We start from the raw sequence: 23,776 nt of genomic DNA, 5'->3' as shown, positions 1-23,776 counted from the left end.
GTATTATGGTTTAACCCGCATGTTGTAATCCAGGAATTTTTCTATTTCAGCGTACATTTCCATACGGTTACGCTCATTTCTAAAAAAGGCCCGTTCATTGGGTTTTAAAAAGTATTTTACATCAACATTCCGCTTACGTAGTTCGCGTACAAACTGGTTAAGCTCGCTGATATTGGCTCGTTGGTCTTTAGCTCCCTGAAAAATAATTAAAGGAGCTTTTATCTTATCTGTATGAAACACCGGCGAAATAGCCCTAAGCTGATCGGCATCTGTTTCGGGATTACCAACCATTTCGTATATCATTTTTAAATAAGGCTTTAAAAATGGTGGCGCATCCTTAATAAAAGTAAAAAAGTTAATGAGCCCGTTTTGTACTATGGCACAATTATAAAGCTCGGGATGGAATGATATGCCATACAATGCCGAAAAACCACCAAAGCCATTACCAAAGATGGCTATTTTTTTGGGATTAGCTATCTTTTTCGCTATAAGCCAATGTACCCCATCAGTTATATCATCCTGTATTTTACCACCAACCTGCTTAAATCCGGCACTCCTGAAAGCTTTACCATATCCGGTTGAACCACGGTAGTTCACCTGGAATACCGCGTATCCCCGGTTGGCTAAAAACTGTACACGTTCATCATAACCCCAGGAATCCCGGTTACGCCAGAGCTCATCATGCGGTATAACCACCATTGGTAAATTAGTATGTTTACTACCCTGTGGTAACGTTAAATATCCATTTAGCAACAAACCATCGCGTGCTTTGTAGGAGATAGCCTGCATCTCGCAAAGCTTATCGGGTGTTAAACTGGGGTTAACATCGCCTAGTTTAGTCAGTTTATCTGCGTCTTTTTCATACAGATAAAAGGAACCCGGATTACGGTCTGTATAAGTATTCAGGATAAACTTGTTTTCGGCACTATCTCTATCTATCACCTTTATCTCATTCCCCGCCAGCTCTGGTCGCTGAAGCAGGTTGTTATATATTTGCTCAACAGCAGGTATCAGAAAGTGCTTATGCGGTATCGAATCCTCCCATGAAGCAAATTCAGCCTGATGTTTGTTCCTGGAATACTCCACATTCAATATATCGGCCTTATTACAGCTAAAAATAGCTTTTTGCTCTTTACCGTCTTCTGCATTGATCTCAACCAGAGCAGTTTTATCGCGATTAACATTTGACAGTGCATAGAAATAGTTTTTCACCCCCGTAAAAGCAATTGGTTTTACCGAGTTTTTAAAGTTATTTTCAATAATAGGCTTAAATGGGGCATCATCATCCGGTCGGTATGAAATAGTTTCATTTACCCCATCAGATGATCGAACCAGGCGTATTTTGCCATCGTCATCAGGAAACCACTCCGTTATATTACCCGGATTAATCAGATAAGGTTTCAATTCACCCGTTTTTATGTTAAGGCGATAGATATCAAAATTCGCAGGATCGCGTTGATTCATTTTAATAGTGATCACGTCTGGCTCGTTCTTACTACGGTTAAGCATGGCAACCTTTACCTTATTCAAACTCAGCACAGTGCGTAATTTTAAAGAGTCTACGTCAATCGCATACATCTTATAGCTGTCAAAATCCCTCCCTTCGTGACTAAAAACCAATTGATCGTTGTATGTCCAGAAATAATCCGGACGCACGGAAAAATGATCAAAAGAGGTCACCATCTGCTCCTTACCATCACTAAGTGACTGTATAAAAAGGTTTCTCTTCTCCCTGTACGACTTCAGATAAGATACATACTTACCATCGGGTGATAGTTTATAAAACATCTTTTCAGGAGCTCTAAAAAAATCGGCAATAGGAATTTGCCTTACTTTATTCTTACAGGAATATAAGGTTATTATAAAAACAATTAACAATAGATGTCTTAATCGGCCCAACATGGTAATCACCCCAATTTTATTATTCTGGTCAAATTAGCTAAATAACTTAATGTTATCAAAATGTCACTACAATTTTACCCACGTAGTACAACGTTATATGATATTAAAATAATCATGCCGAAACGTGGTAATTATTAATTGACTATTTTTGAGCAGATGAGGACTTTAATATATACTGCTATTATTGTTTTGGTAATGTCTGCCAGGCTTTTTGCACAGGATAATGATCTGCAGTTAGCCAAGCAATATGCCACTAATGGAGAGCCTCAAAAAGCCCTGGATATATATCAGAAACTATACAAACAGGACAACGAAGGCTTCTACTCCTACTATGTGAACACCCTGCTTAGTCTTAAAAAATTTGATGAAGCAGAAAACGTAGTCAAAAAACTGGTCCGTAAACATCCAAACGAAAATCAGTACCAGATAACGCTGGGCACCGTATACACCCAACAGGGTGACCTCAGCAAGGCCGATGCCATTTACGACAATTTAATCAAAAACCTGCCTGCCGACAGGAATGAAATAGCCATGCTGGCCGGGCAATTTTACCAGAGCGCTAATTTGGATTATGCCATAAAAATATTTCAGCAGGGCCGCAAAACGCTCAATAATAACGAGGCGTTTACCTACGAGCTCATCAATCTGTATCGCTTTAAACGGGATAAGGTAAATCTTACCGAAGAATACTTAAACTTTTTACCGGCAAATCCCAACTTTATTTCCCAGGCCGAAAATGCCTTCTCCACCATTTATGAAGGTGAGCCCGATTATAATATGCTGAAATCGAACTTGCTGCGACGCATACAGAAGGATCCGCAGCAAACGATATATGCCGAGCTGCTTAGCTGGCAATTTATGCAGCAAAAGGAGTTTGACCTGGCCCTGAACCAGGCCCTGGCCCTAAGCCGCAGACAAAATGATGATGGCTCCAATATTTTTGAACTTTGCCGCACCCTCAATTCCAATGAAGCTTATGACGCCGCAATCCGCGGATACGAGTATATTATTGGTAAAGGTAAAACATCGCCTATGTATATCCCGGCTAAAATTGAACTCATCAACACTAAAAATTTAAAAGTAACCTCGGGCAAATACCTGCCAGCTGATCTGACCGGTTTGGAGCAGGATTATAACGACCTGCTTACCGAATTTGGGCGGAATAATAGTACCGTTTTTGCCATGCAGAAACTGGCTAACCTGCAAGCCTTTAAACTGCATAAATTAACCGAAGCTCAAAAACTGCTCGAGGATGCGGTAACCATTCCCAATATCAGGCCCGAGCAACTGGCCGCCTGCAAACTTGACCTGGGCGATATATACCTCATCAATAAACAACCCTGGGAAGCCACTCTGTTATATAGCCAGGTAGAAAAGGATTTTCCCAATACCGATATTAACCAGGATGCCAAATTCAGAAACGCCAAACTGGCTTACTATACGGGCGATTTTACCTGGGCCAAAGGGCAGCTTAACATACTCAAAGCTGCCACATCACAACTGATTGCCAATGACGCCCTGAATTTACAATTGCTGATTAATGATAATACGGTTGCCGATAGCGTAGGCAATGCCCTAAAAATATATGCCCGGGCCGATCTGCTGATATTTGCTGAACAGCCCGACAAAGCTGTAATGACCCTGGATAGCATCGACAAAAAATTTCCAAACAATAGCCTGAGCGACGATATACTGATGTCGAAATCAAGGATACTGATACAGCAGAAGAACTATGCCGGCGCTGTACCCCTCTTGAAAAAAATAGTCGACGAACACCCGAATGACTTGTGGGCCGATGACGCTGTTTTTATGCTGGGCGATATTTATGAAAATCGCCTCGATGACAAAGCCAGCGCCAAAATCTGGTATGAAAAGATTGTCAAAGACTATCCCGGAAGCCTCTGGATCAACGAAGCCCGTAAACGCTTCAGGCTGTTAAGGGGCGATAAGGCGGATTCCTGAGTGGTTCACTTGTTCATTGGTTTATTAGTAAATAACGTGAGTTCGGGATAAGAAATGCAAACCTGATCCCAATGTCCGTTTTTGTTAAAAGTGGGTTTACATGGGTTTACACTTTTTACGGTTTACATTATTATATGTTATTGATAATCAATTAACTAACTTATTTTACATCAAAAAAAACGGTTTACAGTGTAAACCCATAAATAATGGGGTTTACATTGATCAGCTTTAAGCAAAGTATTCAGGGAGCCTGAACTGCTTATCCCTGACTCGCATTAAATAGTTCATCGGACGGATGCATTCAACTAATGAACAAGTGAATTAATGAACCAAATAATTACTTTTGCAGCACCATGATTGTATACAACGACACCATAATAATTGAAGAAAGCATTCACGATGAGTGGCTTAACTGGATCAAGACTGTTCACATACCTGCTATAATGGCTACCGGCTGTTTCCAGTCGTACAAGATATTAACGGTTATTGACTCACCGAATGAAGGGGTTACCTATTGCATCCAGTACAATGCCGATAGCATTGAACGGTTTCAGGAATTTTACATGAACCACCTCCACAAGTTCCAGGCTATTCATCAGCAAAAGTTTGATGAGAAGTTTGTGATGTTCAATACCCTGATGAAAGAGGTAGAGTAAAAACTTTTTAAACCTCAAATTTTAACACTTTTCGGGCCAAAAATGAGGCAAAATAGCTCAAAAACTATTGGAAAAAACCTCATTTTAACACTTTTTAACAAATTTAAACCCTGTTTTAAGCGGCTTTTGAAACTTTAAAAAGTATTAATTTATTGACTGTCAAATAACTACATAAAAAAAGTCGTTTTTTTGACTATTTTTCCTCTTAACAAAACAGCCCGGCACTCTGGTTTAGAGATCCGGGCTGTTGTGCTTTATAAATATACGGCGTTTTTGTGGCAGTTACAAACTATACGCCTTTTAAAAAGGGTGTCATGCTGAGCCCCGTCGAAGCATGGTGGGTAGGCCTCTGCGCACGTCCTTCGACAAGCTCAGGATGACAGGCCGCCATATTTCAAGACTTATTATAAAGACTTACGAAGTTTTAAAAACTTCGTAAGTCTGATTTTTCTATCCGTCAAACTCCTGTTCCCCCTTCAGGGAGTTAGGGGGCTCTACTTCGTGATCAAATTATACAGCTCATCCAATCGTGGGGTGAGCACAATTTCGATACGGCGGTTTTTGGCTCGGGCCTCGTTGGTTGGAGCTGTGTCGATGGGCTGAAACTCGCTTTTGCCTGTAGCCGTTAACCGGTGCGGGTCAACCTTTTCAACCTCGGTCAGATAGCGGGTTACCGAGGTAGCACGCAGTACGCTCAGGTCCCAGTTATCTTTGATCTGGCCCAGGTTAATTACCTTTTTGTCATCAGTATGACCTTCAATGGCCATATTAATATCCGGTTCTTTGTTCAGCACTACGGCCAGTTGTTTCAGGGCAGCTTTACCTTTATCGTCAATAACAATACTTCCTGATGGAAACAGCAGCTTATCGGCCAATGATACATATACTTTACCGTTACGGATATCAACCGTTAAACCACTTTGCTGAAAGCCCAATAAGGCCTGTTGCAATTTATTTTTGAGGGCGTTGGCGGCTTCATCGCGTTTACGCAAAATATCTTCTACCTCTTTCAAACGAGCCTCGCGTTTTTCCAGATCGGCTGCCAAACGTTTTAGTTTTGATGAGCTGGTGCTCAGATTACTGTTCAGGGCACTGTTGTTATTGCTCAGGTTGGCTAGTTCGCGATGCAGGCGCATGGTGTCCGCCTTAAGCTGAAAAACCTGGGTTTCCAATGTTTCGGTACGGGTAGTTAAGGAATCGCGCTCGGCAATCAAAGCTTTGTAAGCCTTCGGCGACATGATCTTACAGGAAGAATAAAAAGTAAGACTCAAGGCCAGGGCCAACAGGTAGTAGGTGATCTTCATTATATTTCGTTTATTAGTTCAATTGTTCATTAGTTCATTTGTTCACTGGTTCATTGGTTTTAACTATATAATCTTGCATAGTTTGTAATTAGATACTAATGAGCCAATGAACTAATGAACCAACTACGCCATCGCATTCCTTAAAAAAACGTTGAGCGGGTAAATGAGCTTGCAATCCTGTGCAATTTGCGCCGTTGCGTTCTTCTTAACGATATCTTTATCACTTATCTTATGCCAGGCTATAAAACTTTTTAGCTTCAGCAGGTCGATATTTTCATTATCTGGCGTGTAACCCTGCGGAGCGGTTTTTAATTGCTCCTGCGCCCTGAAATCGCCAAATAGCTTTACAAACTCCGGCGCATCAATAATCTGTTTCAGATCATGTGCGTTATAATCAATTTCCTGGCGTATGGCTTTGAGATGAGCGGCTTCGGGCATCCAATATCCGCCGGCAATAAAAGAGTTACCACCAGGCTGTATCTGCAAATAATACTCAGCTCCACCAAGCTTTGTGCCTTGTGTGGGCAGGCTAATGCCAAAGTTTATTTTATATGGTGTTTTATCTTTCCGGAAACGGATGTCGCGGTAAATACGCATCACGCATTTTTTGGGGTCGAGTGTTTCGTCAATCGCCGGGTCTACCTGGTGCATTTCGCTGAGTAGCTCCACGGTGAACTCAATTACATTTTCGCGGGCTTTTTCATAACGCCCTTTGTTCTCTGAAAACCACTCCCGGTTATTGTTTGCTGCGAGATCCCTTAAAAATTCAAGACTTTCCTGGTTTATCATCAGTATCTAAATATGGCTGGTAATGTATCTTGGGTGATAACCAATATAACAATAGTACCCGCGAATATCTGAAATTTATAGGTGCTAATGCAAAACAGCCCAAAATTATGACACTTAGATACAACCAGGGCGAATCAGCATTATGGGTGATGAGAAAGGTAAGCCAGGCCAGGCCTAATGCTTCGCCTACGTTTAAAGCATAGCTTACATACATGGCGGCATAAAAATATCCCGGCTCAATTTCAAAATGTAAATTACAATGCGGGCAATTGAGGTTTATTTTATTAGAAAAGCTATAAGCACCTCCCTGAAACATATTCCCTCTGCGGCAACGCGGGCACTTGCAATGAAGCATAGCCCATGATCTGGGAGTTGACGGCATGATGTTGGTCATTGGATCATTGAATCACTGTGTCATTAGTTGATCAGTATGTCGTGATTTAAAATTCAACCAATGACTTAATGACCTTCAATGACCTAATGACTCAAAATTAATTCAGGTGCAGTTTTTCCTTACGTATGTTGAGGTCGACGTTTTTACGGCGATATTTTTTGTACCAGATAAAGCCAACAACACCGGCGGCCAGGTAAGGTGCACCTAATAAAAATAAAATACCATTATTTAAACCTTTGGCAGCGTTACCACCACTTTTGGCATTGGTTTCAACCGTGGCTGCACATTGGGCGCATTGCGCTTTTACAGGTTGCCTGCTGCAAACCATAAGGCCCAGGGCAAATACAAATAATATAATTTTAAAACCTGTTTTCATGATGGCAAATTTAGCTAATTAATAATGCCGTATCAAGTAGTTAGTATGAAGTATCAGGACTTTTTACTCCAGATACGCTGCTGCTACAGATTCTCAGCCCGTGGCATATATGGTTTCAGCCTTCGGCTTACAGTCAGCCGAAGGCTGAAACCATGCAATCCTATGATAATCTATAGAAGTTTCAGTAGAGCGTATTGTTCGGCTCTTAGTTAGTTTTATTATTGTTCTCTAAATGCTTTAATCTATCTTCTAACTGTTTCAGCTTTTCACTTTGAATTTGGAGTGCTTCTGTCTGGAGATCAATTAAATTTTGCTGTTTTTTGTTTTCTTTATTCTTCTCAATCAAATAAAGTGTCAGTTCTTCTATCTTTTTAAGCAGCAGCGCGTCAGTTTCCCCTAAGTTAATGCCGTTCTTGCTTACTTCAGCTGCCGATGGTACATCAGGCAAGTGATGATTGTCTTTAATGTAATGTTCCACTTTTTCCAATGGCAACAATGGGTAACTGTTATCAAACACATAGTCGGCCCAGTTTGCTTCTACCCTTACTTCTTTCGTACGCACTTTACCGTTTACAGATAATTTATAGCCAGGATCAGGAGAGGCTGTATTAAGCCCGATATTACCGCTTCCATCAGTAATCATAACCGGGTTTATATTCAATGCCAGCTGAGTACCCGTAGGAACAGTACTTGAGTTGGTATTAGTTATGTATTGATTTACGGGAGTATTTCCCCTCAGTGTAATAGATTTTACTGCGTAAGCAACCCAATTATTTGAATACACATAGAAATCAATAGTATTATTGGTATTCGTGTATGCCTGTAAGGTAACGGTGCCACCATCTGATGAGCCCATGGTAACACGATTAACTGTTAAATCACCATAATTGCCAATATAAAAAGTAGTTTCACCTAAGGCTGTAGCATACCATGCACCACCAAACACGGTTACTATCAATTTTTGAGGGCTTCCCTGGCCACTTGGATTTAATGTACCTACGTAAGTATAGTTGGCAACATTGGATGTGGTTATTGAAGTTGCATACTGTGCTTTCGCCAAAAATGGCACACCTATTAACAGCAGGAATAGAATTTTTTTCATGATAAGTATTTTACAGGTAATTAATTGGCTAAAGATATACAAAGTATGTAAACCTTTATCCTGTAATAATACTTAATACTCGTTACTTAGTACCAGGATTAAAAATGATAATACGGCCGTATCATTAAATAAACAATAACGCCTGATGCGGTTACATACAACCATATCGGGAATGTCCAGCGTACCAGTTTTTTGTGTTTGGCTACCTGCATTTGCAAGCCACGGTGAAAGCTGAGCAAAATGAGCGGCAATACACCTGCTGCCAGTATAATGTGTGGGGTAAGGATACAAAGATATAAAGTACGCATGCCACCAGCGGCCGCCCTTTCTGCATCTGATAATATGCCATCGCCATTGATATCTCCATATATTATTTCATTACGCATAAGGTAATGAAACAGTACATAAGAGACCAGGAACAGTGCCGATAAACTAAAGGTAAGAATATTCAGATTTTTGTGTACCTGTATATTTCCCTGCCTGATAAAGTACAGTGATACCAGTAACAGTATGGTACATGTGCCATTCAATATGGCGTTAAGCATGGGCAAATAAGGTGTAAAGGCAGGCGCAACAGCAGGGCCAGGTATCAGGTGCCGATTGAGTAAAACTACCAATGCAATCACTACTACGGTAATAACCGCCACAAAACGAAATATAAATTTATCAGACATTTTTCTAAGAATCAGGAATCAAGACACAAGAGTCAAGATTCATTTTTTGTTTTATCAATTGGTGTAAGCATCCTATATTGTCTTGATTCTTACACCTTGTTTCTTACCTCTAATACAACGGTTTATCAACTTTGCGCAGCTCCTCGGCAATTAATACTTTGATCTCGTCAGTCAGGCGGTTAATATCATTGGTACTGGCTCCTTTGTAATAGCCGCGGATGCGTTTTTCTGAGTCAATCAATACCAGGTTATCGCTGTAAATAAAATCGTCGTCGTTTTCTTTTATGGCGTTAACCAGGAAACCCTGACGGGCCAGATTATAAATGGATGTGGTATCGCCGGTTAAAAAAAACCAACGGTTTGATGCCGGGCTAAAGCTAGCCGCATATTTTTTTAATACCGATACCGAATCGCGCTGCGGATCAACCGTAATCGATGTAAAATACACCATTTTGTTTTTGCGATAGGTATCTACCAAATAACTCATGTTGCGGTTAATGGTACTGCATACCGCAGGGCAATGGGTATAAAAAAATCCGGCTACGAATATTTTACCTTTAAAGGTGGAATCACTCACCGCTTTGCCATCCTGAGCGGTAAGCGTAAAAGCTGGCAGCTGATGATAGATAGTATCGGGTATATACTTACCATGAAATTTGTGGCCGGTTTTGGCTACTAGTTTCTGACCGTAAATAGCCAGTGGCTTATACCTGTTTTTACCTTTAGCGGTGAGTAAATAATACAAAAATCCTGGTACTGCTAATATGAGCACCAGGATTACAATTTTTTTCGCTATAGCGGCCATTATCCCCTCAACGTGATCCAGTGATGGCTTTCGTTAGTCAATACCAGGATCAAACCTATAATGAATAGTATCGGCACGATGATAGAAAGGGCCAAACCCATTTTCTCGAACTTTAAGTGCATAAAGAAAGCCACAATATAAAACGCTTTAAACAAGGTTAAAACAATGTATACCGGGTTTGCATATTTTATATCCAAATAACCATGTGGCACCAATATTAAAGCGATAATAAATTCTACTGCTGTAATAGCCGACAGGATAAGAGCCACTTTAATGATTCTTCCTTTAGTCATTGTTGCGTGATCACCTTCTTCGTGGTGAACTTCTTGTGAATCTGATGACATATAAATATTTTTTATACTAAGTAAAAGAATGTAAATACGAATACCCAAACAAGGTCTACAAAGTGCCAGTAAAGACCTACTTTTTCAACCATTAAATAGCTACCGCGTTTTTCGTAAGTACCCAACAGTACGTTAACGGTGATAATTATATTGATGATAACCCCCGTAAATACGTGGAAACCATGGAAACCAGTGATGGTAAAGAATAAGTTGGCAAATTCCTGAGCGGTTAAATGACGCGTTGCATCTGTACCCACACCCTCAGCAAAAAACTCTTTTAAGGCGTGTAAACTTGGCGTACTACCCCACCAGAAACCTTCATGGTGTAAGTGACTCCACTCTAAAGCCTGGCAACCCAGGAACATGAAACCACCTATTACAGTAGCTATCATCCATCCAATCACTTCTTTTTTAGCGTTACGATGACCTGCTTCCACAGCTAATACCATGGTAACAGAGCTCAGGATGAGAATGAAAGTCATGATACCTACGAAAACCAGAGGCGCGCCATGATCAACCGAAGTACCTGGTATCGACTGGAAAACCTTATCGGCCGCCGGCCATACGCTTGCGCTGAAACGTAATGCACCATAAGAAATCAGTAATGACGAAAAGGTAAATGCATCCGAAAGGAGGAAGAACCACATCATTATTTTTCCGTACTCCACATTGAAGGGTGATCTCCCTCCAGACCATGGAGTTGTTTTTATTTCATCAATTTGTGATACTGCTGTACTCATTTGTACTTAAATATGGGTGTATTAATTTTGGTTCAAAAGTAAAAAAACATACAGATAAATCCATATAATTCCGAGAAAATGCCAAAAAATAGAGGTCATTTCCATTTTAAACAGGTTACGCACCTGCGGAATGTTCTTATATGTACCTGCAAGGGTATTCAATAGTAACAATATAGCTGCAATTATGTGTAATAAGTGCATCCCTGTAAAGATATAAACAAATGAGCGGGATGCGTTAGGATCTGTAAGATACACATTCATTTTGTAGGTTAATACATACCAGGCATAAACCTGTATGGCAAAAAACGCTACGCCCAGCGCAAAAGTAAGCCACAAAAATAGCCGCTGTTTGGCAAACTGCAATTGTTTGGCTGCTTTGGAGGCTAAAAACAAGGTAATACTGCTAATGATAATTACGGCGGTGCTGTATTTAAAAGCATCGGGCATAATTACATTAAGGCCATGTCCCTTCCCACCACTATAAACGATGAACCCGCTGGTTAAAGCCGCAAAAAACATGAACGAGGTGAATATAAATATCCACATGTTGAATTTTTTGGGAGCCAGATCAAGCCTGTCGTTATTTTTTTGAATCTGAGCCATCATTTCACTTTTCCTATAAAATCAAATAAAAACATTAACTGCACTACAGGCAAATACATAAAGGAGCCAAACATTAATTTGCGGGCCGCCTCTACCGACTGTGCGCGTAACAGGCCAAAAGCCTGGTATAAGAATATTAAACTGCAAACTAAAGATACGCCGCCTACATAATAACCACCATAACCGTAAATGGTTGGCAGTAAACTTACTGGCAGCAATATGATTGCAAATATAAAGGTAATTATGGCACTTCCGGCATTACGGTTACCGGTTGGCAATAGTCTGAAGCCGGCCAGTTTATAATCATCGTCCAGCACCCAGGCAATGGCCCAAAAATGCACAAACTGCCATACAAACTGTATCCCAAACAGGATCAGAGCAATCTCATCAATTCTTTCGTGAGCAGCTACATAGCCAATAAGCGGGGGTAATGCCCCTGGTATAGCACCTACAAACACTGCTATAGGCGATTTACGCTTTAATGGTGTGTAAGCAAAGGCATATAACAAAATGGAGAATACGGATAGCAAACCGGTTAACAGGTTTAAGCTACCTAACAAATAGGTGCCGGCCATACCCATACCCAAGCCTAAAACCAGCGCTTGTCCGGTATTCATCTTTCCGGATGGTATAGGGCGATCCATGGTACGCTTCATCAGCTTATCCAGATCTTTTTCAATGATCTCATTAAAGCAATTTGCCGCCGAGGTTACCAAAAAGCCACCTATGATTAGTTTTATCCAGTTGATCCAGTCGATATGACCATTAACTTTACTCCCAATCAAAAAAGATATAGATGCCGAAAATACCACCAAAATGGTGAGCCGCATTTTTACCAGTTTTGAAAAATCCTTCCAATTCATCGACTTATCCCCCTAACACTAACTGGTTTATATAAATTTAAAAGCAAATAGAACTGTGCCCCGAAAATAAGGCTCGCCAGCACAATGTGCGCGGCCTGCGCGGCCGGTGGCAAGGCCCAGTAGGATAATAATATACCGGTTACTATTTGCAGCATGATCATTAAAAAAGTAAAGCTCATCAATTGCTGATGTACAGAATGACGACCAAAGTTTTTGCGTATTAAAGCGTATAACATCACATTGAGCACCAATACCAATACCGCCATATCCCGGTGCTGCGTAAATATTTCGCCCACACTGCTGATCCAGTTATTGCGGTATCCACCCTGAAAATGAGCAGCTACAGCATCTATTTGATCACGAACCTCGGTACCAAAAGCTATCTGGAAAATACTGGCTACCAAAGCAAGCGTTGTAATGATATATACCAGTGCGCCTGTATTTATTTTTTTAGCATCCAATACTTTAGCCCGGTGATAAGTATATATCAGTATGGCTAATATGGCCAATGCCAACAGCATATGCACTGTAACAATCCAGGATACCAGATTAGTTGATACCACAATAGAACCTAACCATGCCTGAAAGCCTACCAGTACAAAATTAAACAGGCTAAAAAGGGCAATTCTCTTACTATCTCTCCAGTAACTAAAAGCATATACAGCTGATAAAAAAAGAAACAGACCTGATATAGCACCAATAAGGCGGTTGATATATTCAGTCCAGGTTTTTTCGGCGTTAAATTCTTCTGGAACTAATATCGATTTGTCTTCCCGGATTCTTTTGGCCAGTTCACTGTAACCAAATACATCGAGGGTTTTGGCAAAGCGTTGATTTTTAGCCAAACGCTTATCTACATACTTCTGCTTGTAATCTTTTGGCAAGTCAGCACTGCTGGTGGGTGGTATGTACCTTCCAAAGCATTTTGGCCAATCGGGGCAACCCATTCCAGAACCTGAGCTACGCACAACTCCACCGGCCAGTATCAAAACAAAAAGGATAATTATTGTTAAGAGAGTGACTTTCTGGAACCGGATTTTTGATGCAGATATGCCCATGAATGGAGAGTAGATAACAGTGAGTGGTGAGTAGTGAGTGGTGAGTTTCCGATTAAAAACTCATAACTCAAACTCACCACTCACTACTTACCACTAAAATTATTTTACTTGTTCGTTTGCTTTCAGCGTACTGTTAAACTTGTTCAGTTCTTCTAAACCTTTAGGGTTATCTTCAAAGTCATGAGGTAAGTTTGAGCTCATGGTTTGAGAGAAAGGAACTGTTTGAGGGATATAATCTTCTTCGGCACCAGGCTTGCTGTAATCATATGGCCAACGGTACACAGTTGGTATTTCGCCAGGCCAGTTACCGTGTAAGTGTTCAACAGGAGTTGTCCATTCCAGGGTATTTGATTCCCATGGATTCTGAGTAGCTTTTTTACCAATGAATATAGAAGAGATGAAGTTATACAAGAATGCTACCTGTGCACAAGCTGCCATAATAGCCGCCCATGTAATAAAGGTATTTACAGTTAACCAGCGCTGCATGCTTACAAACTCGGTAAAGGCATAGTAACGGCGTGGCACACCATCAAGACCCATAAAGTGCATTGGGAAAAACACCAGGTAAGCACCAATAAAGGTTAACCAGAAGTGCAGATAGCCCAATTTCTCGTCCATCATTTTTCCGAACATTTTAGGGAACCAGTGGTAAACACCGGCAAGCATACCAAATATAGCTGCCGACCCCATTACCAGGTGGAAGTGAGCTACCACAAAGTAAGTATCGTGCAGGTTAATATCCAATGCAGCATTACCCAGGAATATACCTGTTAAACCACCTGAGATAAAGAATGACACCATACCGATAGCGAACAGCATAGCAGGCGTAAACCTGATATTACCGCGCCATAAAGTAGCCAGCCAGTTAAATGTTTTTACTGCAGATGGTACCGCGATGATCAGGGTAGTGATCATGAACACACCGCCCAGGAACGGATTCATACCCGTAACAAACATGTGGTGACCCCATACGATAAATGATAGTACGGTAATACCTATTAAAGAGTAAACCATCGCGTGGTAACCGAAGATCGGTTTACGTGAGTTTACAGACATTACTTCTGAAGAGATACCCATCGCCGGCATAATTACGATATACACCTCTGGGTGACCCAGGAACCAGAACAAGTGCTGGAACAAGATTGGGCTACCACCCTCGTATGGTTGTTGTACACCGTTCAGCACAATGTCTGACAGGTAGAAGCTGGTACCAAAGCTACGGTCAAATATCAATAACACAACACCTGCTACTAACACAGGGAATGCCAGGATACCTAATATAGCGGTAAGGAATAAAGCCCAGATGGTTAAAGGCATTTTCCAAAGGTCCATACCTTTTGTACGCATATTTAATACAGTACTTACGTAGTTGATACCACCCATTAAAGAGGATGCTACGAACATTACCATACTGATTAACCAAAGGGTCATACCCTCACCCGAACCCGGCATCGCTTTTGGCAATGCAGATAGGGGTGGATAGATTGTCCAACCACCGCTGGCAGGCCCCTTTTGAACTAGGAATGATGATAACATCACCACACTGGCTAAAAAGAAGAACCAGTACGATAACATGTTCATAAACGGAGATGCCATATCACGTGCACCAACCTGAAGAGGTATCAGCAAGTTGGCAAAAGTACCGCTCAAGCCGGCTGTTAACACAAAGAATACCATGATGGTACCGTGGATGGTAACCAGTGACAGATAAAAATCGGCACTTATACGACCGTTAGGTGCAAAACGACCTAACAATGTGGTTAACAATGGAAAAGTTTTATCAGGATAAGCTAACTGGATCCTGAACAAAATAGACAATATCATTGCAATAACTGCCATGGTAATCCCTGTGATCAGGAATTGCTTGGCAATCATTTTATGATCCATACTAAATACGTATTTAGACAGGAACGATTGGTTATGATGATGTTCGTGACCGTGATCGTCGTGATGTGCTACTCCGTGGTCGTGAACTGCTAATGTTGACATATCGCTTCTCTTTCTATATTAATTATTTAACGCTAACCTATTTTGTGACTCTGTTTTTGGCTGATCCGCAGCGGCAAAATGTAATTCTTTTCTTAAAGCATCGCTCAAGTAAGGTTTTTGCCTTGACAGCCAGGCCTGGTATTCAGCTTCGGTAACTACACGTACAACTTTTTGCATGTTATAGTGACCGCCACCGCATATTTTATTGCAATAAACCAGGTATTCAAATTTAGGATCGTCAAGCTGGGTGCGCATTTGCGCGGTAGTAATGGTTGGGGTAAACTTAAAGAAGGTTGGTAACCCCGGAACCGCATTAAGCTGTACCCTGAAGTGAGGCATGTAAACAGAGTGAATCACGTCTAATGCCTGGATGTTTAACCTGATTGATTTGTTTACCGGCAGGTACATGGTATCAACCTGTAAATCATCAAAGCTGCTGCGTTTTTTGAAGTTAACACCTAGTTTATTAGCCGCAGATACCATTCTGAAATCTTTAGGCCCCAATACCCCATCTTTACCAGGGTAGCGAAGCTCCCATGCAAACTGATGACCGGTAATATCAATGTTGATATCGCCTTTGGTATCGGTAGTATTCATTATTTTTTGCCAGGTAAAAAAGCCAAACACCACCAATACAGTTAAAACGATAGCCGGAGCAATTGTCCAAACTTTTTCAATGGTATTGTTGTGCGGTAAGAAGTGTGCACGGCGTTTGTCTGAATGCCTGTAGTTAAACAAGAATGTAAACAACAATATCTGGGTAATAAAAAACACAATCATGGTTAAAACTGTAGTGACGGTAAACATCTCATCAATTTTAACACCATGTTCAGATGCAGCCTCAGGCAGGGTCATGCTACCCTGTACCGTGAACGACCAGTAAGCGCCGTATAAGCCTGCTATCAGGAACACCAGGCAAATTACTGCCATTACTGTGTTCCATTTCATTCCCTTTTTGCCTTGTATTTTAAGCGTAAGATCGTATATCTTCAGAATTTTGCCTATTACAGCTACGCCAAGGCATACCAGGAAAAATAATAGCAAATAGTACGCAACACCAGTCCAATCAACCTGGGGAGCATCAGCTTGCCCACCGGTAGTTGCTGCTGCCTCTGTTTGCGCCATCAACAGGTTTGTGCCCAAAAGCATAAACGCTGTGATAAACGATAGTAATGTTTTAGAATTTATAAGTTTTCTGAATCCCATTTTAATGTCAGTTTGGTATTCTGTATTTTGTTGCAAAAATAACAATTATTATATGTGATGATGAAGGCTCTCCTGCAGGAACGGATGTTTTTTAGGAATAAGCGATTTGAATTTACTTAAAGCATTCAGCATCAAATAAGTAAACAATCCGGCAAATCCTACGGCTACACCTACTTCGATATAGAAAAATCCAACTTTATCACCAACAGTACCTGGCATAATCATAATAAAGTAATCTAACCAGTGACCTACAATCAGGATGATACAGGTTGCTTTCAATACGCTTGTGGTACGTTTTGAATCGCGAGACATGATGATCAGCAAAGGCGATAAAAAGTTGATCACGATATTTAACCAGAACCATGGCTTAAATTCAGGCTCCCATCTTTTCAGGAAGTAAACACTTTCTTCAGGAATGTTAGCGTAATAGATCAGTAAGAACTGCGCAAACCATACATAAGTCCAGAATATAGAGAAGCCGAACATTAACTGGCCCAGGTTGTGCAGGTGATCCTGTGTAACCCATTGCATATATCCAGCAGACCTTAATAATATAATGGTTAAGGTAATCACTGATAAACAGCTTACCCACATGGCCGCGAAATTGTACCAACCAAACATGGTAGAGAACCAGTGCGCCTCTAATGACATGATTACATCAAAAGAAAATACGGGTTGAGTAAATCCGAAGATTACCAGGAACGCAGCCGAAATGGTGAAGCTCTTTTTATAGTAGAATAGGCCACCCAGTTCATCTTCGGTTTCAGAGTATTTAGCCAGTAACCAGCCAAATGTCATATAAGCACCTAAAAATACAAAGATGCGGATCAGGAAGAAAGGCATATTCAAAAATCCCGATTTTCCTGCTAAAACAGGATCGTAATTTTCGCTGCCGGGTGTGGTAACACCGGCCTGGTGCCATATTTTGTATAAGTACGGGGCTACTACATCTTTACCTTCAATTTCGGTATGATGTGTTAAATTTAAACCAGCTATAATAATAACCAGTAATATAAGAGCAGCTATAGGCAATACCCTGGCAAATGCCTGAGGCACGCGCAGCAATGAAGCCGACCAGCCCGCCTGAGCTACATACTGCAAAGCGCAGAAAAATACACCAGCCGTACAAACACAGGTAAAATAATAACCCATGAGCAATAAATTGGCAAATGTACGCTCACCCTGATTAGTTAAAAAACCAAGGGCTATGGCCAGAACTCCCAGGGCTATGGCAGCTAAACTCCATGTTTTTGCCTTTCCGGTAAAAACAAATTGCTCGTCTAAACTATTATGAGTATTCATTCAGTTCTAATTCTTATAAAGTTTGTAAATGGTGAACATACATGATCACTTTCCAGCGTTCTTCAGGGGCCAGCTGTGAAGCGTATGAACCCATTGCATTTACACCGTAAGTAATGGTATGATATATTTTACCGTCTGTTAAGTCTTTCATGGCACCACCACGTGATGACTGGCCTTTTGAATATGATGGCGGCGGCGGATAACCATGTTGGGTTACCAAACCATCACCCTGACCATTAACACCATGACATGGAGAGCAAAAGTGTTCAAACAATATTTTGCCATCGGCAAAGTTTTGCTGGGTCTGAGCCAGTACACTTTTTACTTCAACGCTTGCCAGTTCGTATCCATCTTTTGTATTAGGATAATCAAACTTGGTAAAGCCTACCGGTATAGTTCCGGCTGGCGGTACCTGTGCGGTTTTGCCATCCTTAAAATTCGGGTTCTTTTGATCCGGATCGTATGCGATATGCTCATACATATTAGGGGCGTACTCCCATCCGGTACTCCTTTTATCTTTGCACGACGTTACTACAATCGAAGCAGCGATAATGATAACTATTGTTCCTAATATTCTAAATTTATTCATAGCTAACATATTTTCTGTCGTTATGCTTAACTTCACTTGCCCCTGCTTCTTTTAATATTGTGTTGATATCCTCGTGTGGTATATTTCCTTTGGCGTCAATAGCTATCACAAACTTATCGTTGGTAGCTCTCAGGTCCATTACTCTTGGCGCACGACCCGGGAAAAGGTGCGTAGCGAAAAAGAAGGTAAATGCCATACCGTATGATGCGAATAATACCGTCCACTCAAAAGTTACCGGGATAAAATCGGGGATGGCAAAAAAGTTTTTACCACCGATGTCCATTGGCCAGTCATGTACCAGGAAGTAATAAACCAAAGTAAAAATGGTTGTACCACCCATACAGCCGAACATGAAGGCCGCGTAACCTAGTCTGGAATCCTTGATACCCAGTTTAGCGTCGATACCGTGGATAGGCATTGGCGTGTAAACATCGTAAATAGGAACACTATTTTTTTGTAGTTTGTCAATCCCGTGCATCAGATCATCGGGATCATCAAAAATGCCTAATATATATTTGGTATTACTCATCTTTATTATGCTTTTTCGTATTCAGAATGGTCAACACTATCAAACTTGATCAAATTATCCGTGTAGAATTCTACGTGAGCCGGATCAAGGTGGCCTTCGGCAATTTGTTTTTTCTTAGCCTGCTCACTCGCGCTCTTCAATAGTAATTTTACTTCGGCAATAGCTACAGAAGGCATTACCCTGATGAACAACAGGAACATGGTAAAGAATATACCGATAGATCCAACAAACACACCTACGTCAACCCAGGTTGGGTAAAACATGGCCCAGCTTGAAGGAATGTAATCGCGGTGTAAGGATACAACGATGATCACAAAACGCTCAAACCACATACCTATATTTACAATGATAGATAGTACCCATGAAATTGGGATATTGGTTCTAACTTTTTTCGACCACATCATCTGGGTCATCAATACGTTACAGCCGTACATCATACAGGCAGCCCACCAGTACGGACCGATAAACCTGTTTAAGAAGGTGTATTGCTCGTACTCGCCACCAGAATAGTAGGCGATAAAGAACTCAGTGATATACGCCACGCCTACTACCGAACCTGTTACCAGGATGATTTTGTTCATCGATTCGATGTGGAACATGGTGATGTAGTTTTCCAGACCTAATACTTTACGGGTTACCAGTAACAGTGTTTGCACCATGGCAAAACCTGAGAAGATAGCTCCCGCAACGAAGTAAGGAGGGAAAATGGTAGTGTGCCATCCCGGTTCAAGCGAGGTTGCAAAGTCCATGGATACAATGGTGTGTACCGAAAGTACCAGTGGCGTTGATAAACCTGCTAATATTAAGGATACGGTTTCAAAACGCTGCCAGGTTTTAACTGAACCTGTCCAGCCGAATGAAGCTACCGAATAAATACGGCGGCGTAAGCCTGTTGCACGGTCACGGATAGAGGCCATATCTGGCAATAAACCAGTATACCAGAACACCAATGAAACCGAAAAGTAAGTTGATATCGCGAATACGTCCCAGATCAGCGGTGAGTTAAAGTTAACCCATAATGAGCCGTACTGGTTTGGTAAAGGCAATGAATAAACAGCCATCCACGGGCGACCCATGTGAGCACCGATATAGGTGGCTGCGCAAATTACTGCGAAGATGGTCATCGCCTCAGCCGAGCGGTTAATGGAGTTACGCCAGTTTTGACGGAACAGTAACAATACGGCTGAAATCAGTGTACCGGCGTGACCGATACCTACCCACCATACGAAACCGGTGATATCCCAGGCCCATCCTACTGTTTTGTTTAGTCCCCATGATCCAATTCCGTACCAGAAGGTGTAGCTGATAGAAACAACCCAAAGTAATGCTCCGAGCGAGGCTACCGTAAAACCGATCCACCAGGCTTTCCCCGGCATATTTTCTACGGGACGTAATATATCGTCAGTGATCTGACCATAGGTAATGTCTTTACCCGTTATTAACGGTTCCCTTATTATTGATTCACTATGAGATGCCATATATTTTAATCTCTGTATATAAAAATTTTAAGCCTCTAATTCAACTGCGTTTCTAACTTTTACCTGGTAACCGATACCTGGCTGTACGTTTAATTCTTCCAGCACGTAGTAAGTTCTTTCGCTCTTCAGTGCTTTTGAAACTTCTGAATTAGGATCGTTTCTGTTACCAAAAACAATAGCGTTTGCAGAACATGTTTGCTGACAAGCCATTTTGATTTCGCCATCTTTAAGCGGACGTTTTTCAATTTTGGCTTTCAATTTACCAGCTTGTATACGTTGTACGCACATAGAGCATTTTTCCATTACACCGCGGAAACGGGTAACTACATCCGGATTTAACACCAGTTGAGTATGCTCATTGTTCAGGTAGTTATCAAAACGTGAATCGTTCCAGTAGTTAAACCAGTTAAAGCGGCGCACTTTGTATGGGCAGTTATTTGCGCAATAACGGGTACCTACACAACGGTTGTAAGCCATCTGGTTTAAACCTTCTGATGAGTGTACGGTTGCTAATACCGGGCAAACTGTTTCGCAAGGTGCGTGGTCACAGTGCTGGCAAAGCATCGGCTGATGCACAACAGTTACGTTGTCAAAAGCATCATCCTTTAATTTATCAATCTCGTATTCTTCGGTAATGCTTTCGCCTTTTTCTTCGTAGCTATAGTAACGATCGATACGGATCCAGTGCATTTCGCGACGGCGGCGTACCTCGTCTTTACCAACTACAGGAATGTTATTTTCTGCGTTACAAGCTACCACGCAGGCACCGCAACCGGTACAAGCGTTTAAGTCGATAGCCATAACCCAGTCATAAACCGGACGATCGTGGCTTGGTACATCCCATAAGCTTTCCTCGTCGTAGTTCTTATGGCCTTTTTCATTACCGCTGTGTACAGCCGGATTCTTTTTATATTCGGTAAATTTAGCTTCGCGAATAACACTACGTCCCTCGTAAGAGTGGTGCGTTTGTGTTTGCGCAAGCGGCGATTTAATACCTGTTGGTGTAAATTCGGTAACAACAGCTGTAGTCTGGAAAGTTCCGTTACGGAAGCTGTAAAAAGGGAACGCGTTTTTACCTACGTTATCTCCCACCGGACCGGCATTTGTACGACCATAACCAACTGCTATTGATATAGTGCCTTGTGCCTGACCCGGCTGTGCCAGTACTGGTAACTCAACTGTGTAACCATTAGCAGTTACTTTGATCACGTCACCTTCGCTCAGTTTCAATTTCTTGATATCGGCAACAGAAACAGCCACAAAGTTATCCCAGGTAACTTTCGAAACCGGATCTGGCAATTCCTGTAACCATGGATTGTTAGCACGTTTACCATCGCCTATTGCAGGTGATTGATAAACTTGTAATTCAAACTTGCCGTCACCAGCTGCAATTGAGCTGCTGTGGGTAAGAATGGTTTGTGCTACAGCGTTCAGATCACGGTTAAAGGTGTAAGTACCTGCAGTGTTTGGTGTAGCTTTGATCATACCGGTCTGCAGCAGGGTTTCCCAGCCTTTTTGGCCAGATAAACCGCCTTTAGCAAGCAGGCTTTCGTTCCAGGTGTTACGAACAAAGGTATAGTAATCTTTTACCGGGTTTTGTGCCCATACCAGTAAGCTGTGCTCAGCCTGACGGGTGTTATATACCGGGTTGATAGTTGGCTGTATAACTGTATAGTAACCTTCAGCTGCGTTAGCATCGCCCCATGACTCCAGGTAATGGTGATTTGGCGCTATTACATTGGATACTAAAGCTGTTTCATCATCATGATCTGCGAAAGATACTCTCAGGCGTGCTTTAGCCAGCGCGTCTTTAAATTCTTTTGCTTTGAAGTAATCGTAAGCTGGGTTAACATTCAGGAATAACACACCTGCAACTTCACCACGACCTAATTCATTCACAAACTCAACAAACTCCGCATCGTTGCCAGTGTATTGTTTTGATGGGTTGTCCAGATCGATAGTAGTACCATAGCTGCCCAATAATGAGTTGATGGCATTTACTAAAACCTGAGTAGCTACATCATTTGAACCTGCTACTACTAAAGCTTTTCCTTTAGCTGCAACCAATTCTTTAGCGGCAATAGTGATAGCGTTTTCTGCTGCTTTGCTGCTTAGTTTTTTAGAGCCCGGTAACGTAGTACCGGCAATAGCATTGTATAAGTTGATGATAGCGATGCCTTCTTCTGAAGGTTTAATCGCTAAACGGTTATCAGCATTGGTACCGGTAAGGCTCATTCCGCTTTCAAACTGGATGTGACGTGACATCTTTTTGCTTTCCAGCGATTTGTTGTTACGGTTTGATACGTATTGACGGGTAAACTCTTCGCCAGAGATCCAGGTTCCCAGGAAATCTGCACCGAAGCTTACAATAACATCAGCCTTATCAAAGTTATAATGTGGAATTACGGCTTTACCGAAGCTGTTTTGGTTAGCTTGTATAATACCGGTATAAGATACGGCATCATAAGTAACATGTTTAGCGGTTGGGTATTGCTTGATAAAGTCGGCAATGACAGCTAAAGTAGAAGGGCTATTGATGCTTGATGTAACCAAACGGATATTTTTACCAGCAGCTTTAATAGCGGCCAATTCTTTAATCACAAAAGCATCAATCTCAGACCAGCCGGCTTCAGAGCCATTTAGTCTTGGATCTTTTAAACGGTTTACGTCATACAGATCCAGAACTGATGCCTGGGCCTGCGCGCTTAAGCCGCCTTTTGAAAAAATATCATTTGGGTTACCTTCTACTTTAATAGGGCGACCTTCACGTGTTTTAACCAAAATGGCCTGTCCTTCGTAACTTGAAGAGTAGTAGTTAGCTACACCAGGTGTAACCTCTTCAGGTTTTATAAGGTAAGGAATTGATTTATGCACAGGTACACGCTGACAAGCTGCCAGGGTAACCGCGCCTACACCAAACCCAAGCGCCTTTAAAAAGTCGCGACGTGGGGTTTTAGCAGATAAACCATTTCCGCTGAGTATTTCCTCAATTGGAATAGGCTCGGCAAATTCGTTTTTATTTTTCTCAACAAATTCTGGTGTTCTGTTTAGTTCTTCTAAACCTTTCCAGTATTTTTTATTGCTGTCCATTTAAGTTATATAAACTGTAAT

Annotated in this window: 22 protein-coding genes; 2 read left to right on the top strand and 20 right to left on the bottom strand. The window is 41.5% G+C overall.

Annotation, left to right across the window (positions count from 1 at the left end):
• Positions 1–3: 3 nt before the first annotated feature.
• Positions 4–1,788, bottom strand: a complete 1,785-nt coding sequence (locus G7092_RS18260; RefSeq protein ID WP_166091294.1) for an alpha/beta hydrolase family protein — start codon at positions 1,786–1,788, stop codon at positions 4–6.
• A 270-nt stretch (positions 1,789–2,058) separates the two neighbouring features.
• Here G7092_RS18260 and G7092_RS18255 point away from each other — a divergent pair, with 270 nt between their 5' ends.
• The gene (locus tag G7092_RS18255; RefSeq protein WP_166091293.1) at positions 2,059–3,864 is read left to right on the top strand and encodes a tetratricopeptide repeat protein; all 1,806 of its coding nucleotides are present in this window, start codon (positions 2,059–2,061) and stop codon (positions 3,862–3,864) included.
• A 353-nt stretch (positions 3,865–4,217) separates the two neighbouring features.
• Entirely contained in the window at positions 4,218–4,520 is a 303-nt protein-coding gene (locus tag G7092_RS18250; RefSeq protein WP_166091292.1) for a DUF4286 family protein, read from the top strand.
• 494 nt (positions 4,521–5,014) lie between these two features.
• Here the strand turns inward: G7092_RS18250 and G7092_RS18245 are convergent, their stop codons facing one another.
• From G7092_RS18245 to G7092_RS18155, 19 genes are all read right to left on the bottom strand, one after another.
• Positions 5,015–5,824 (bottom strand): OmpA/MotB family protein, encoded by an 810-nt coding sequence (locus G7092_RS18245; RefSeq protein ID WP_166091291.1) that lies wholly within the window; start codon positions 5,822–5,824, stop codon positions 5,015–5,017.
• 123 nt (positions 5,825–5,947) lie between these two features.
• Positions 5,948–6,613 carry a DUF2461 domain-containing protein gene (locus G7092_RS18240; protein ID WP_166091290.1) on the bottom strand — a complete coding sequence of 222 codons (666 nt, stop codon included), beginning with the start codon at positions 6,611–6,613 and terminating at the stop codon, positions 5,948–5,950.
• Entirely contained in the window at positions 6,591–7,007 is a 417-nt protein-coding gene (locus tag G7092_RS18235; protein WP_235953891.1) for a DUF983 domain-containing protein, read from the bottom strand. Before G7092_RS18235 ends, G7092_RS18240 begins: the two co-directional genes overlap by 23 nt.
• Before the next feature lie 97 nt (positions 7,008–7,104).
• Positions 7,105–7,383 (bottom strand): hypothetical protein, encoded by a 279-nt coding sequence (locus G7092_RS18230; protein WP_166091289.1) that lies wholly within the window; start codon positions 7,381–7,383, stop codon positions 7,105–7,107.
• A 205-nt stretch (positions 7,384–7,588) separates the two neighbouring features.
• Positions 7,589–8,485: a hypothetical protein gene (locus G7092_RS18225; RefSeq protein ID WP_166091288.1), complete on the bottom strand. Its 897-nt coding sequence runs from the start codon at positions 8,483–8,485 to the stop codon at positions 7,589–7,591.
• A gap of 98 nt (positions 8,486–8,583) precedes the next feature.
• The gene (locus G7092_RS18220; RefSeq protein WP_166091287.1) at positions 8,584–9,159 is read right to left on the bottom strand and encodes a DUF420 domain-containing protein; all 576 of its coding nucleotides are present in this window, start codon (positions 9,157–9,159) and stop codon (positions 8,584–8,586) included.
• 109 nt (positions 9,160–9,268) lie between these two features.
• Complete coding sequence (locus tag G7092_RS18215; RefSeq protein WP_166091286.1) at positions 9,269–9,964, bottom strand: SCO family protein; 696 nt, start codon at positions 9,962–9,964, stop codon at positions 9,269–9,271.
• Positions 9,964–10,308, bottom strand: coding sequence for a cytochrome C oxidase subunit IV family protein (locus G7092_RS18210; protein ID WP_166091285.1), 345 nt, complete (start codon positions 10,306–10,308; stop codon positions 9,964–9,966). Before G7092_RS18210 ends, G7092_RS18215 begins: the two co-directional genes overlap by 1 nt.
• A gap of 11 nt (positions 10,309–10,319) precedes the next feature.
• Entirely contained in the window at positions 10,320–11,048 is a 729-nt protein-coding gene (locus G7092_RS18205) for a cytochrome c oxidase subunit 3 (protein ID WP_166091284.1), read from the bottom strand.
• A gap of 21 nt (positions 11,049–11,069) precedes the next feature.
• The gene (locus G7092_RS18200; RefSeq protein WP_235953890.1) at positions 11,070–11,654 is read right to left on the bottom strand and encodes a cytochrome c oxidase subunit 3; all 585 of its coding nucleotides are present in this window, start codon (positions 11,652–11,654) and stop codon (positions 11,070–11,072) included.
• Positions 11,651–12,514 carry a heme o synthase gene (gene cyoE, locus G7092_RS18195; protein ID WP_166091282.1) on the bottom strand — a complete coding sequence of 288 codons (864 nt, stop codon included), beginning with the start codon at positions 12,512–12,514 and terminating at the stop codon, positions 11,651–11,653. Before cyoE ends, G7092_RS18200 begins: the two co-directional genes overlap by 4 nt.
• Positions 12,511–13,572, bottom strand: coding sequence for a COX15/CtaA family protein (locus G7092_RS18190; RefSeq protein WP_166091281.1), 1,062 nt, complete (start codon positions 13,570–13,572; stop codon positions 12,511–12,513). The genes cyoE and G7092_RS18190 overlap by 4 nt, the downstream gene beginning before the upstream one ends.
• Positions 13,573–13,671: 99 nt before the next feature.
• The gene (locus G7092_RS18185) at positions 13,672–15,561 is read right to left on the bottom strand and encodes a cytochrome c oxidase subunit I (RefSeq protein ID WP_202985351.1); all 1,890 of its coding nucleotides are present in this window, start codon (positions 15,559–15,561) and stop codon (positions 13,672–13,674) included.
• Positions 15,562–15,579: 18 nt separating this feature from the next.
• A complete protein-coding gene (locus G7092_RS18180; protein ID WP_235953889.1) occupies positions 15,580–16,710 on the bottom strand; it encodes a cytochrome c oxidase subunit II in 1,131 nt (376 codons plus the stop codon).
• Between the two features lie 105 nt (positions 16,711–16,815).
• Positions 16,816–18,069, bottom strand: coding sequence for a quinol:cytochrome C oxidoreductase (locus G7092_RS18175; protein ID WP_166091279.1), 1,254 nt, complete (start codon positions 18,067–18,069; stop codon positions 16,816–16,818).
• 13 nt (positions 18,070–18,082) lie between these two features.
• Positions 18,083–18,667: a c-type cytochrome gene (locus tag G7092_RS18170; RefSeq protein WP_166091278.1), complete on the bottom strand. Its 585-nt coding sequence runs from the start codon at positions 18,665–18,667 to the stop codon at positions 18,083–18,085.
• Positions 18,651–19,187 carry a DUF3341 domain-containing protein gene (locus G7092_RS18165; RefSeq protein ID WP_166091277.1) on the bottom strand — a complete coding sequence of 179 codons (537 nt, stop codon included), beginning with the start codon at positions 19,185–19,187 and terminating at the stop codon, positions 18,651–18,653. Before G7092_RS18165 ends, G7092_RS18170 begins: the two co-directional genes overlap by 17 nt.
• A 5-nt stretch (positions 19,188–19,192) precedes the next feature.
• Entirely contained in the window at positions 19,193–20,665 is a 1,473-nt protein-coding gene (gene nrfD / locus G7092_RS18160; RefSeq protein WP_166091276.1) for an NrfD/PsrC family molybdoenzyme membrane anchor subunit, read from the bottom strand.
• 27 nt (positions 20,666–20,692) lie between these two features.
• Positions 20,693–23,755, bottom strand: coding sequence for a TAT-variant-translocated molybdopterin oxidoreductase (locus G7092_RS18155; protein ID WP_166091275.1), 3,063 nt, complete (start codon positions 23,753–23,755; stop codon positions 20,693–20,695).
• Positions 23,756–23,776 lie beyond the last annotated feature (21 nt).

Source organism: Mucilaginibacter inviolabilis, assembly GCF_011089895.1.
In the GTDB taxonomy this organism is placed as follows: Bacteria; Bacteroidota; Bacteroidia; order Sphingobacteriales; family Sphingobacteriaceae; genus Mucilaginibacter; species Mucilaginibacter inviolabilis.
The sequence above is the reverse complement of the archived record's forward strand: the minus strand, read 5'-3'. Positions and strand labels throughout refer to the sequence as shown.